The organism is Pseudomonas sp. FP2335 (assembly GCF_030687535.1).
Lineage (GTDB): Bacteria > Pseudomonadota > Gammaproteobacteria > Pseudomonadales > Pseudomonadaceae > Aquipseudomonas.
Genome location: NZ_CP117437.1, coordinates 919,885 through 932,849 on the forward strand (window position 1 = coordinate 919,885; position 12,965 = coordinate 932,849).

Here is a 12,965-nt window from a genome sequence, read left to right on the forward strand (position 1 = left end):
AAAGCCCGCCACCGAGTCATCGGTGGCGGGCTTTTTGTGGAGGGCTTGAAAACAACTCGGTCAAATGTGGGAGCGAGCAAGCCCGCTCCCACATTTTGATCAGTGTTTGCCTGGGAATTGTGTGTGCAGTTTTTCTAGCAGTTGGTCTTTTTCTTCCCATAGCTGGTTGATCCAGCCCTGGAAGGCCGTCCGGTACTCCTCGTCCTGCTCATAATTCTTGCCAATGAACGCGGCCGGGATCTGCACCTCTTCAAACTGCACCACCACGTCCTGCACATTCCCGCACAGCAAATCCCAATAACCAGGGCGCCCGGCCGGGTAGTGAATGGTCACATTGACCAATGACTTCAACTGCTCTCCCATCGCATCCAGCACAAACGCAATGCCACCGGCCTTGGGCTTGAGCAGATAGCGGAACGGCGATTTCTGTTGCGCATGCTTGCCCGGGGTAAACCGCGTGCCTTCAGCAAAGTTGAAAATACCCACCGGGTTGTCGCGAAACTTCGCACAGGTCTTGCGGGTGGTTTCCAGGTCCTTGCCTTTCTTTTCCGGGTGCTTCTCCAGGTATGCCTTGCTGTAGCGTTTCATGAACGGAAAGCCCAAGGCCCACCATGCCAGGCCGATCACCGGGACCCAGATCAGCTCCTGCTTGAGGAAGAACTTCAGTGGGCGAATGCGCCGATTGAGCACGTACTGCAACACCATGATGTCGACCCAGCTCTGGTGGTTGCTGGTCACCAAATACGAGTGCTGGTAGTCCAGGCCTTCCAGGCCGCTCAGGTGCCAGCGTGTGCGACGTACCAGATTCATCCAGCCTTTGTTGTTGGTGACCCAGGCTTCGTGGGTGTGGTTCATCAGCCATTCGCTGAAGCGCTTGGCGAACGGCAGCGCCTTGAACAGGGCCACGATAAACAGGAACGAACACAACAGGATGGTGTTCAGCGCCAACAACAGCGACGCGATCACCCCGCGCACGGCGGCAGGTAGGAAAGCCAGCATTTAAATATCCATAGGTCGGTTGGCGGCTTGGATCGCAGTCAGTGCGATGGTGTACACGATGTCGTCCACCTGGGCGCCACGTGGCAGGTCGTTGACCGGCTTGCGCAGGCCCTGGAGCATCGGCCCCAGGCTCACGCAGTCGGCGCTGCGTTGCACGGCCTTGTGGGTGGTGTTGCCGGTGTTGAGATCAGGGAACACGAACACCGTGGCCTTGCCGGCGACCTGGCTGTTGGGGGCCAATTGCCGCGCAACGTTTTCGTTGGCGGCGGCGTCGTACTGTAGCGGGCCGTCGATCAGCAGCGAGCTTTGCTGCTCGTGGGCGAGCAGGGTGGCTTCGCGGACTTTTTCGACTTCTTCACCGCTGGCCGAATCACCGCTGGAATAGCTGATCATCGCCACGCGCGGCGTAATCCCGAACGCGGCGGCCGAGTCGGCGCTTTGCAGGGCGATTTCCGCCAGTTCCGCCGCACTCGGGTGCGGGTTCATCACGCAGTCGCCGTACACCAGCACCTGCTCGGGGAACAGCATGAAGAACACCGACGACACCAGGGTGCAGCCCGGCGCGGTCTTGATCAGTTGCAGGGCGGGGCGGATGGTGTTGGCGGTGGAGTGGATGACGCCGGAGACCAGGCCATCCACTTCATCCAGCGCGAGCATCATGGTGGCGATCACCACGGTGTCTTCCAGTTGCTGCTCGGCCATCGGCGCATTGAGGCTCTTGCTCTTGCGCAGGGCCACCATGGGTTCGACGTAGCGTTGGCGGATCAGGTCCGGGTCGAGGATCTCCAGGCCCTCGGGCAATTCGATGCCCTGGGCGCGGGCGACGGCTTCCACGTCCGCCGGTTTGGCCAGCAGCACGCAGCGCGCAATCCCGCGGGCCTGGCAGATCGCGGCGGCCTGCACGGTCAGCGGTTCACTGCCTTCGGGCAGCACGATGCGCTTGTTGGCCGCCTGGGCGCGCTGGATCAGTTGGTAGCGGAACACCGCCGGCGACAGGCGCATCTCCCGTGGCGTGCCGCAGCGTTGGTGCAGCCAGCGCGCATCAAGGTGGCTGGCGACGAAATCGGTGATGATCTCCGCGCGTTCGCGGTCATCGATGGGGATTTCTTTGTTGAGGCTATTGAGCTGGTTGGCGGTGTCGTAGGAACCGGTGCTCACCGACAACACTGGCAGCCCGGCCTGGAATGCGCCACGGCACAGATCCATGATGCGCGGGTCGGGCAGGGTGTCGCTGGTCAGCAGCAGGCCGGCCAGGGGCACGCCGTTGATCGCGGCCAGGCTGACGGCGAGGATGATGTCGTCGCGGTCGCCGGGAGTCACCACCAGCACGCCGGGCTTGAGCAGTTCTACGGTGTTACGCATGGTGCGCGCGCAGATGATGATCTTGGTCATGCGCCGGCTTTCGTAGTCGCCGGCGTTGAGGATCTGTGCGCCCATCAGGTCGGCCACGTCGCGGGTGCGCGGGGCGTTGAGTTCCGGTTGGTAGGGAATGCAGCCGAGCAGGCGGAAGTCGCCGCTGCGCAGTAACGGTGAGTGTTCTTTCAGGCGGGCGGAGAAGGCTTCCATGCTTTCGTCGGTGCGCACCTTGTTGAGGATCACGCCGAGTACTTTCGGGTCTTTCGGGCCGCCGAACAGTTGGGCCTGCAATTCCACGCGGCCGGAAAGTTCGGTGAGCACTTCGTTTTCCGGGGCCGAGACCAGGATCACTTCGGCATCCAGGCTCTTGGCCAGGTGCAGGTTGACCCGCGCCGCATAGCTGGCGCTGCGGGTCGGCACCATGCCTTCGACGATCAGTACGTCCTTGCCGACTGCGGCCTGCTGGTAGAGGGTGATGATTTCTTCGAGCAACTCGTCGAGTTGGCCGTCGCCGAGCATGCGCTCGACATGGGCCAGGCCCAAGGGTTGTGGCGGTTTGAGGCCGTGGGTGCGTGCCACCAGTTCGGTGGAGCGCTCGGGGCCGGTGTCGCCGGGGTGCGGCTGGGCAATCGGCTTGAAGAACCCGACTTTCAGCCCGGCCCGCTCAAGGGTACGCACCAGCCCAAGGCTGATGGAGGTCAGACCCACACCAAAATCGGTGGGCGCGATAAAAAAAGTCTGCATGCGGATTCTCTGGAGGTGCATGGCTTGGGTGGCGCTCTATGGCTGAGCGTCTACCGCGAATCAGGTGCCAAGGTTATCGTTATTCGCGTGCTTGCGCACACCAGCCGCAGGCAAAGGGCTGGCCTATTTTTTCCAGGCGTTGCGCGGGGTCCAGGACCCAGGCGCGGGTTTGCCAGGGCGGCTGGTGGCGCAGGTGCTGGGTGTGGCCGCAGGAGAGCTCGGCGACCCAGTGTTGGTCGTCGTCCAGATGAAAACCGATGACCGTCGAGTCGCGTATGCGACCCCGTCTGTCCGGGTTGTGTTCGCTTTCGGGCAAATCCTTGTTTAGACTTGTCCGTTCTTCATTCTTATGCAAAAGGTCTCGCCCCATGACGATCGCCGCTAACAAGGCTGTCTCCATCGACTATACCCTGACCAACGACGCTGGTGAGGTCATCGACAGCTCCGCCGGCGGCGCGCCGCTGGTCTACCTGCAAGGCGCAGGTAACATCATCCCAGGCCTGGAAAAGGCTCTGGAAGGCAAGAGCGTCGGTGACGAACTGACCGTTGCCGTAGAACCTGAAGATGCTTATGGCGAGTACTCGGCCGAACTGGTCAGCACCCTGAGCCGCAGCATGTTCGAAGGCGTTGACGAGCTGGAAGTGGGCATGCAGTTCCACGCTTCCGCGCCGGACGGCCAAATGCAGATCGTGACCATCCGTGATCTGGACGGCGACGACGTTACCGTTGACGGCAACCACCCGCTGGCTGGCCAGCGCCTGAACTTCCAAGTGAAGATCGTTGCCATCCGCGACGCTTCCCAGGAAGAAGTGGCTCACGGCCACGTCCACGGTGAAGGCGGTCACCAGCACTGATCGATGTATTGATCAGCTGCTAGCAAAACGCCCCGACCTGTTCGGGGCGTTTTTTTTGTGCCCGTATTTTGTGGCGGCCGGGCTTTTGTAGTGAGCGGGCTTGCCCCGCGCTGGGTGGCGAAGCCGCCCCAAATCCAATCACCTCGGTCTCTCTGAAACACCGCGGCGGACCGTTTGGGGCGGCTTCGCCACCCAGCGCGGGCAAGCCCGCTCACTACAAGTATTTTCAGGGACACACAAAAATGCCCCGGACCTTTCGGTACGGGGCATTTCTTAACTGTTGCGTAACCTGGGTTACGCGGCAGTTGTTACCACTTAGGCTGCTGCAGCGACGTTCAGAGCCTTGATGTGGCCATTCAGACGGCTCTTATGACGAGCGGCCTTGTTCTTGTGGATGATGCCTTTATCGGCCATACGGTCGATAACTGGCACAGCCAGAACGTAAGCTGCTTGAGCTTTTTCAGCGTCTTTGGTGTCGATGGCTTTAACTACATTCTTGATGTAGGTACGAACCATGGAACGCAGGCTGGCGTTGTGGCTGCGACGCTTCTCAGCCTGTTTTGCACGTTTTTTGGCGGAAGGTGTGTTGGCCACCGTCGAGCTCCTCGAAAGACTTTTTAGGAAATAGCAAACAAAATAGGCCGCGAATCATGCCGATGAGTTGATTGGTTGTCAAGGGCGGTTGATGCGAACTGCTGAGTGGTCGATCTGAAGAGGCGGGTGATTTATTTCCGGCGCTTGACCTGTAAACTCGCGAGCTTTGGCTCTGTGCTGTTTTGCAGGCGCGCAGTATCGCATAAGTAGGCGCGTTGTTCGCCTGCTGTTTATCTAATAGGCGCAAACTCTTTCAATGAACCTCCTCAAATCGTTGGCTGCCGTCAGCTCCATCACCATGATTTCCCGGGTTCTGGGCTTTGTGCGTGACACTCTGCTGGCCCGCATTTTTGGCGCAAGCATGGCCACGGATGCCTTCTTTATTGCCTTCAAGCTGCCCAACCTGCTGCGGCGGATCTTCGCCGAAGGCGCATTTTCCCAGGCGTTCGTGCCGATCCTGGCCGAATACAAGACCCAGCAAGGCGAGGAGGCAACCCGCACCTTCATTGCCTACGTCTCGGGTCTGCTGACCCTGGTGCTGATGCTGGTGACCATCCTTGGCATGCTCGCCGCGCCCTGGGTGATCTGGGCCACGGCCCCCGGTTTTGCCAACACCCCGGAAAAATTCACGCTGACCACCGACCTGTTGCGGGTGACCTTTCCTTATATATTGCTGATTTCCCTGTCATCGCTGGCCGGGGCAATCCTCAACACCTGGAACCGCTTCTCGGTGCCGGCATTCGTGCCGACCCTGCTGAACGTCAGCATGATCATCTTCGCGCTGTTCCTGACGCCGTACTTCGATCCGCCGGTCATGGCCCTGGGCTGGGCCGTGCTGGCCGGCGGCCTGGCGCAATTGCTCTACCAACTGCCGCACCTGAAAAAGATCGGCATGCTCGTACTGCCGCGTCTGAACCTCAAGGACACCGGCGTCTGGCGTGTGATGCGCAATATGTTGCCGGCGATCCTCGGCGTATCGGTCAGCCAGATTTCCCTGATCATCAACACCGCATTTGCTTCGCTGCTGGTCTCGGGTTCGGTGTCGTGGATGTACTACGCCGACCGTCTGATGGAATTGCCGTCCGGCGTGCTCGGCGTGGCCTTGGGCACTATCTTGCTGCCGACGCTGGCGCGCACCTATGCCAGCAAGGATCGTCAGGAATATTCACGTATCCTCGATTGGGGGCTGCGCCTGTGCTTTGTGCTGGTGCTGCCATGCTCCCTGGCGCTGGGCATCCTGGCCGAGCCGCTGACGGTGTCGCTGTTCCAGTACGGGCAGTTCGATGCCCATGACGCCCTGATGACCCAGCATGCGTTGATCGCCTACTCCGTCGGCCTGCTTGGCATCATCGTGATCAAGGTGCTGGCGCCGGGCTTCTATGCCCAGCAGAACATTCGCACGCCGGTGAAGATCGCGATCTTCACGCTGATCGTCACGCAACTGCTCAACCTGGTGTTTATCGGCCCGTTGGCCCACGCCGGCCTGGCCCTGGCCATCAGTGCGGGGGCATGCATCAACGCCGGCTTGCTGTTTTATCAACTGCGCAAGCAGCAGATGTTCCAGCCGCAGCCGGGCTGGGGCATGTTTGCCCTAAAACTGCTGGTGGCGGTCGCGGCGATGTCGGCGGTATTGCTGGGCCTGATGCACTTCATGCCCGCCTGGGACCAGGGCCATATGCTGGAGCGCTTCATGCGCCTGGGTGTGCTGGTGGTCGCGGGGGTGGTGGTGTACTTCGGGATGTTGCTGATACAAGGCTTCCGCCTACGGGATTTCAATCGCAAGTCGATCAGTTAGAGCGTTTGCGGCGATAAAACCATTGTTTTATCGATTCGATCCATTTGGCCTGTTCTGTTGCCTGTCGTCCGGGGCCGGGTGTGGTTATAATCGACCACTTTATGAGCAAGAAGCGCGTTATGCAGCTGGTTCGAGGTCTCCACAACCTGCGCCCCCGGCATCGGGGCTGCGTCGCCACTATTGGCAACTTTGACGGTGTTCACCGTGGCCACCAGGCTATCCTGGCCAGGCTGCGCGAGCGTGCGGTCGAGTTGGGCGTGCCCAGCTGCGTGGTGATTTTTGAGCCACAGCCGCGGGAATACTTTACTCCCGAGACCGCTCCGGCGCGTCTGGCGCGCCTGCGCGACAAACTGCAACTGCTGGCCGAAGAAGGCGTGGACCGCGTCCTCTGCCTGGCCTTCAACCAGCGTTTGCAGAGCCTCAGCGCCGCCGAGTTCGTCGACCGTATCCTGGTCGATGGCCTGGGCGTACAGCACCTGGAGGTCGGCGACGACTTCCGTTTTGGTTGCGACCGCGTCGGGGATTTCGATTTCCTGCAACACGCTGGTGTCAACCAAGGGTTTACCGTCGAAGCCGCGCAAACCGTCGAACTCGATGGCCTGCGCGTGAGCAGCACCCAGGTGCGTAACGCCTTGGCCGCTGCCGACTTCGCCTTGGCCGAGCGTCTGCTCGGTCGCCCGTTCCGCATTGCCGGGCGGGTACTGCACGGCCAGAAGCTGGCGCGCCAACTGGGCACGCCAACTGCCAACGTGCAACTCAAGCGCCGTCGTGTGCCGCTCACCGGGGTTTACCTGGTCAGTGTCGACATCGACGGCCAACCGTGGCCGGGAGTCGCCAACATAGGCGTCAGGCCCACGGTTGCAGGTGATGGCAAGGCCCACCTGGAAGTTCATCTCTTGGATTTTGCCGGTGATCTGTATGACCGGCGTTTGACGGTGGTTTTCCACCAGAAGCTGCGTGAAGAGCAGCGTTTCGCCTCCCTTGAGGCGTTGAAAACGGCGATCAATGCGGATGTCGCCGCCGCCCGTGCACTAGCCGCACCTAGCGCCCATCGCTAACCGAAGAGCCTTAAATGACCGACTATAAAGCCACGCTAAACCTTCCGGACACCGCCTTCCCAATGAAGGCCGGCCTGCCACAGCGCGAACCGCAGATCCTGCAGCGCTGGGACAGTATTGGCCTGTACGGAAAGTTGCGCGAGATTGGCAAGGATCGTCCGAAATTCGTCCTGCACGACGGCCCTCCTTATGCCAACGGCACGATTCACATCGGTCATGCGCTGAACAAGATTCTCAAGGACATGATCCTGCGCTCGAAAACCCTGTCGGGCTTCGACGCGCCGTACGTGCCGGGTTGGGACTGCCACGGCCTGCCGATCGAACACAAGGTCGAAGTGACCCACGGCAAGAACCTGGGCGCGGATAAAACCCGCGAACTGTGCCGTGCCTACGCCACCGAGCAGATCGAAGGGCAGAAGTCCGAATTCATCCGCCTGGGCGTGCTGGGCGAGTGGGACAACCCCTACAAGACCATGAACTTCAAGAACGAGGCCGGTGAAATCCGCGCCTTGGCCGAAATCGTCAAGGGCGGTTTCGTGTTCAAGGGCCTCAAGCCCGTGAACTGGTGCTTCGACTGCGGTTCGGCCCTGGCCGAAGCGGAAGTCGAGTACGAAGACAAGAAGTCCTCGACCATCGACGTGGCCTTCCCGATTGCCGACGACGCCAAGCTGGCCGAGGCCTTTGGCCTGGCATCGCTGGCCAAACCCGCCGCCATCGTGATCTGGACCACCACCCCGTGGACTATCCCTGCCAACCAGGCGTTGAACGTGCACCCGGAATTCACCTACGCCCTGGTGGACGTCGGTGATCGCCTGCTGGTACTGGCCGAGGAAATGGTTGAGGCCTGCCTGGCCCGTTACGAGCTGCAGGGCTCGGTCATCGCGACCACCACCGGCACAGCGCTGGAACTGATCAATTTCCGTCACCCGTTCTACGACCGTCTGTCGCCGGTTTACCTGGCCGACTACGTTGAGCTGGGTTCGGGCACGGGCGTGGTTCACTGCTCGCCAGCCTACGGCGTAGACGACTTTGTGATCTGCAAGAAGTACGGCCTGGTCAACGATGACATCATCAACCCAGTGCAAAGCAACGGCGTCTACGCGACTTCGCTGGAGTTTTTCGGCGGCCAGTTCATCTTCAAGGCCGACCAGCCGATCATCGAGAAGCTGCGTGAAGTCGGTGCGCTGATGCAAACCGCGACCATCCAGCACAGCTACATGCACTGCTGGCGCCACAAGACCCCGCTGATCTACCGCGCCACCGCGCAGTGGTTCATCGGCATGGACAAAGAGCCGGCCAGCGGTGACACCCTGCGCAACCGCGCAATCAAAGCCATCGAAGACACCAAGTTTGTCCCGGCCTGGGGCCAGGCGCGCCTGCACTCGATGATCGCCAACCGCCCGGACTGGTGCATCTCCCGCCAGCGTAACTGGGGCGTGCCGATCCCGTTCTTCCTGAACAAGGAAAGTGGCGAACTGCACCCACGCACCGTCGAACTGATGGAAATCGTTGCCCAGCGTGTTGAACAGGAAGGCATCGAAGCCTGGTTCAAGATGGACGCGGCCGAACTGTTGGGCGACGAAGCGCCGCAGTACGACAAGATCAGTGACACCCTCGACGTGTGGTTCGACTCGGGTACCACTCACTGGCACGTCCTGCGCGGCTCGCACCCTATGGGTCACGAGACCGGCCCGCGCGCCGACCTGTACCTGGAAGGCTCGGACCAGCACCGCGGCTGGTTCCACTCGTCCCTGCTGACCGGTTGCGCCATCGACGACCACGCCCCGTACCGCGAACTGCTGACCCACGGCTTCACCGTCGACGAGACGGGTCGCAAGATGTCCAAGTCGCTGAAAAACGTGATCGAGCCGAAAAAGATCAATGACACCCTGGGCGCCGACATCATGCGTCTTTGGGTAGCGTCGACCGACTATTCGGGCGAAATCGCCGTGTCGGACCAGATCCTGGCCCGTAGCGCCGATGCCTACCGTCGCATCCGTAATACCGCACGCTTCCTGCTGTCGAACCTGACCGGCTTCAACCCGGCCACCGACATCCTGCCGGCCGAGGACATGCTCGCCCTGGACCGTTGGGCCGTGGACCGTACCCTATTGCTGCAGCGCGAGTTGCAGGAAAGCTACGGTGAATACCGCTTCTGGAACGTGTACTCGAAGATCCACAACTTCTGCGTGCAGGAGCTGGGTGGTTTCTACCTCGACATCATCAAGGACCGCCAGTACACCACCGGCGCCAACAGCAAGGCGCGCCGCTCGGCGCAGACCGCGCTGTACCACATCAGCGAAGCACTGGTGCGCTGGATCGCGCCGATCCTGGCCTTCACCGCCGACGAGCTGTGGGAATACCTGCCGGGCGAGCGTAACGAGTCCGTGATGCTCAACACCTGGTATGAAGGCCTGACCGAACTGCCGGCCGACTTCGAACTGGGCCGCGAGTACTGGGAAGGCGTGATGGCCGTCAAGGTTGCGGTGAACAAGGAGCTGGAAGTGCAGCGTGCGGCCAAGGCCGTCGGTGGCAACCTGCAAGCCGAAGTCACCCTGTTCGCCGAGGAAGGCTTGAGCGCCGACCTGGCCAAGCTGAGCAACGAACTGCGTTTCGTGCTGATCACCTCCACTGCGAGCCTGGCACCCTTCGCCCAGGCTCCAGCGGATGCGGTCGCTACCGAAGTTCCAGGCCTGAAGCTCAAAGTGGTCAAGTCGGCCTTCGCCAAGTGCGCCCGTTGCTGGCACTGCCGTGAAGACGTCGGCGTGAACCCTGAGCACCCGGAGATCTGTGGTCGTTGCGTCGACAACATCTCGGGCGCTGGCGAGGTTCGCCACTATGCCTAACGCCAGTCGTTTCGGACGTCTGGGTTGGCTCGTACTGAGCGTGCTGGTCCTGGTCATCGACCAGGTCAGCAAGGCTCATTTCGAAGGCTCCTTGCAGATGTTCCAGCAGATCGTGGTGATCCCGGATTACTTCAGCTGGACCCTGGCCTACAACACCGGTGCTGCTTTCAGCTTCCTGGCTGATGGTGGCGGCTGGCAGCGCTGGCTGTTCGCCCTGATCGCTGTGGTGGTCAGTGCGGTGCTGGTGGTGTGGCTCAAGCGCCTGGGCCGCGATGACACCTGGCTGGCTGTCGCCCTGGCCCTGGTGCTGGGTGGCGCGCTGGGCAATCTTTACGACCGCATTGCCCTGGGCCATGTGATCGACTTCATTCTGGTGCATTGGCAGAACCGCTGGTATTTCCCTGCGTTCAACTTTGCCGACAGCGCCATCACCGTCGGTGCAATCATGCTGGCGTTGGACATGTTCAAAAGTAAGAAAACCGGAGAGACCGTCAATGACTGATCAGGTATTGGCTGAGCAACGCATCGGCCAGAACACGGAAGTCACCTTGCATTTCGCACTGCGCCTGGAGAATGGCGACACGGTCGACAGCACGTTCGACAAAGCCCCGGCCACCTTCAAGGTCGGCGATGGCAACCTGCTGCCGGGTTTCGAAGCGGCTCTGTTCGGCTTCAAGGCTGGCGACAAGCGCAACCTGCAGATCCTGCCGGAAAACGCCTTTGGCCAGCCCAACCCGCAAAACGTACAGATCATCCCGCGTTCGCAGTTCGAAGGCATGGACCTTTCGGAAGGCTTGCTGGTGATCTTCAATGACGCGGCGAACACCGAATTGCCTGGCGTGGTGAAAACCTTTGATGACACGCAAGTGACCATCGACTTCAACCACCCGTTGGCCGGTAAAACCTTGACCTTTGACGTTGAAATCATCGACGTTAAAGCGCTCTGATCAACGACACGGTTAAAAATGTGGGAGCGGGCTTGCTCGCGAATGCTGAGTGTCAGTCAACAGATTTATTTACTGACCCGCCGCATTCGTGAGCAAGCCCGCTCCCACCTTTGATCTCTACTGTCAGGTGGGTTGGCGTCTAGCTTGAACCCAAGTGGCTGCAAGACACGAGGCACAGCATGCAAATCAAACTCGCCAACCCCCGTGGCTTCTGCGCCGGCGTGGACCGTGCGATCGAAATCGTCAACCGCGCCCTGGAAGTCTTCGGGCCGCCGATTTACGTGCGCCATGAAGTTGTCCACAACAAGTTCGTGGTCGAAGACCTGCGCGCACGCGGCGCCATCTTTGTCGAAGAGCTGGATCAGGTGCCGGACGACGTGATCGTCATCTTCAGCGCCCACGGTGTTTCCCAGGCAGTGCGTACCGAAGCGGCAGGCCGTGGCCTCAAAGTCTTCGATGCCACCTGCCCGCTGGTGACCAAGGTGCATATCGAAGTGGCGCGCTATAGCCGTGACGGCCGTGAGTGCATCCTGATCGGCCACGCCGGGCACCCGGAAGTCGAAGGCACCATGGGCCAGTACGATGCCAGCAATGGCGGCACCATCTACCTGGTGGAGGACGAAAAAGACGTCGCCAACCTGCAGGTGCGCAACCCCGAGCGCCTGGCATTCGTGACCCAGACGACCTTGTCCATGGACGACACCAGCCGGGTGATCGACGCCCTGCGCAGCCGCTTCCCGGCCATCGGTGGCCCGCGTAAAGATGACATCTGCTACGCCACGCAAAACCGCCAGGACGCGGTCAAGCAACTGGCCGACGAGTGCGATGTGGTCCTGGTGGTCGGCAGCCCCAACAGCTCCAACTCCAACCGCCTGCGAGAGTTGGCCGAACGCATGGCCACGCCGGCGTACCTGATCGACGGCGCAGAAGACATGCAGCGCAGCTGGTTCGATGGTGTCGAGCGTATCGGCATCACCGCCGGTGCCTCGGCCCCGGAAGTATTGGTGCGTGGTGTGATCCAGCAACTGCACGCATGGGGTGCCACTGGCGCCGATGAGTTGGCTGGTCGTGAAGAAAACATCACTTTCTCCATGCCCAAGGAGCTGCGGGTTCGCTCGCTGCTCTGAGCGCCAGGCTGCCGGAGTAGCTCCGGCACAGCGCCTGCTCGGCCCTGTCGCTGCGCAGGCTGATGCGCCCGCTGGGCGCCAGCACCACTTGGTAAAGGCTCTCCGCCTGGTCCGTGGTACATACGTGTACCGTCCCTGCCCGAAACCCTCCGCCTGAAAAGACCGGTTCGCCCAGCCCGCTGAAGCGGACTTGGTTCTTCACTGGCCCATTGCCGACCATCGGCACCTGTCCGCTGTCCTGGTGCTCCAGCAGCACCGGGTTGTCCTCGTCCAGGTGGCCGCGCCCGCTCAGATCCAATATCACCCGCCAGCCCCGGCTCCAATCATCGCCCCGCGCGTGAATCACCACCGCCCGGTTGTGTGCAATGGCCTCGGTGCGGGCAAAGCGCAGCCCTCCCGCTAGCGACTGTGCTGCGCTGTGTCGTTGTTGCGATTGCAGAAGATGCTTGAAGCTGGGGACTGCCAGGTGCGCCAGGATGCCGCTCACGATCAGCGCGAGCAGCAATTCAATCAAGGTGAAACCTCGCTGTTTCATCGGCCATCCCTCCATGGATTTGGGTGCAGTGATAGGTATAGCGCCCAGTCCGTGGCGCTGGATGATGGCCTTTTTGTCCAAAGTATTTCCCTTTGTTCCGGCAGCGGCAC

General features: G+C 61.1%; 12 protein-coding genes. 7 read left to right on the top strand and 5 right to left on the bottom strand.

What is annotated here, in order from left to right:
- Positions 1–99 precede the first annotated feature (99 nt).
- The 3 genes from PSH81_RS03890 to PSH81_RS03900 all read right to left on the bottom strand — a co-directional run bounded on the left by PSH81_RS03890 (position 100) and on the right by PSH81_RS03900 (position 3,469).
- A complete protein-coding gene (locus PSH81_RS03890) occupies positions 100–999 on the bottom strand; it encodes an acyltransferase (RefSeq protein WP_305392044.1) in 900 nt (299 codons plus the stop codon).
- Positions 1,000–3,099, bottom strand: coding sequence for a phosphate acetyltransferase (gene pta / locus PSH81_RS03895; protein WP_192297759.1), 2,100 nt, complete (start codon positions 3,097–3,099; stop codon positions 1,000–1,002).
- Positions 3,100–3,178: 79 nt separating this feature from the next.
- Positions 3,179–3,469: a DUF3565 domain-containing protein gene (locus PSH81_RS03900; RefSeq protein ID WP_370694883.1), complete on the bottom strand. Its 291-nt coding sequence runs from the start codon at positions 3,467–3,469 to the stop codon at positions 3,179–3,181.
- On the opposite strand from PSH81_RS03900, the gene PSH81_RS03905 reads away from it, so the two are divergent.
- Complete coding sequence (locus PSH81_RS03905; RefSeq protein ID WP_017737905.1) at positions 3,468–3,953, top strand: peptidylprolyl isomerase; 486 nt, start codon at positions 3,468–3,470, stop codon at positions 3,951–3,953. The genes PSH81_RS03900 and PSH81_RS03905 overlap by 2 nt on opposite strands.
- Before the next feature lie 315 nt (positions 3,954–4,268).
- Here PSH81_RS03905 and rpsT read toward each other — a convergent pair whose 3' ends face one another.
- On the bottom strand, positions 4,269–4,547 hold the full coding sequence (rpsT, locus tag PSH81_RS03910) for a 30S ribosomal protein S20 (protein ID WP_003171647.1): 279 nt from the start codon (positions 4,545–4,547) through the stop codon (positions 4,269–4,271).
- Positions 4,548–4,803: 256 nt separating this feature from the next.
- On the opposite strand from rpsT, the gene murJ reads away from it, so the two are divergent.
- From murJ to ispH, 6 genes are all read left to right on the top strand, one after another.
- Positions 4,804–6,342: a murein biosynthesis integral membrane protein MurJ gene (gene murJ / locus PSH81_RS03915; RefSeq protein ID WP_305392046.1), complete on the top strand. Its 1,539-nt coding sequence runs from the start codon at positions 4,804–4,806 to the stop codon at positions 6,340–6,342.
- A 119-nt stretch (positions 6,343–6,461) separates the two neighbouring features.
- The gene (gene ribF, locus PSH81_RS03920; RefSeq protein WP_192297757.1) at positions 6,462–7,400 is read left to right on the top strand and encodes a bifunctional riboflavin kinase/FAD synthetase; all 939 of its coding nucleotides are present in this window, start codon (positions 6,462–6,464) and stop codon (positions 7,398–7,400) included.
- Between the two features lie 14 nt (positions 7,401–7,414).
- A complete protein-coding gene (ileS, locus tag PSH81_RS03925; RefSeq protein WP_226456530.1) occupies positions 7,415–10,246 on the top strand; it encodes an isoleucine--tRNA ligase in 2,832 nt (943 codons plus the stop codon).
- Complete coding sequence (gene lspA / locus PSH81_RS03930) at positions 10,239–10,748, top strand: signal peptidase II (protein ID WP_192297755.1); 510 nt, start codon at positions 10,239–10,241, stop codon at positions 10,746–10,748. Before ileS ends, lspA begins: the two co-directional genes overlap by 8 nt.
- Before the next feature lie 7 nt (positions 10,749–10,755).
- Complete coding sequence (locus PSH81_RS03935; RefSeq protein WP_177325344.1) at positions 10,756–11,193, top strand: peptidylprolyl isomerase; 438 nt, start codon at positions 10,756–10,758, stop codon at positions 11,191–11,193.
- Between the two features lie 179 nt (positions 11,194–11,372).
- Positions 11,373–12,320 carry a 4-hydroxy-3-methylbut-2-enyl diphosphate reductase gene (gene ispH, locus PSH81_RS03940; RefSeq protein ID WP_192297754.1) on the top strand — a complete coding sequence of 316 codons (948 nt, stop codon included), beginning with the start codon at positions 11,373–11,375 and terminating at the stop codon, positions 12,318–12,320.
- On the opposite strand, the gene PSH81_RS03945 is transcribed toward ispH, so the two are convergent.
- The gene (locus PSH81_RS03945; RefSeq protein ID WP_305392047.1) at positions 12,274–12,855 is read right to left on the bottom strand and encodes a GspH/FimT family pseudopilin; all 582 of its coding nucleotides are present in this window, start codon (positions 12,853–12,855) and stop codon (positions 12,274–12,276) included. The genes ispH and PSH81_RS03945 overlap by 47 nt on opposite strands.
- Positions 12,856–12,965: the final 110 nt, after the last annotated feature.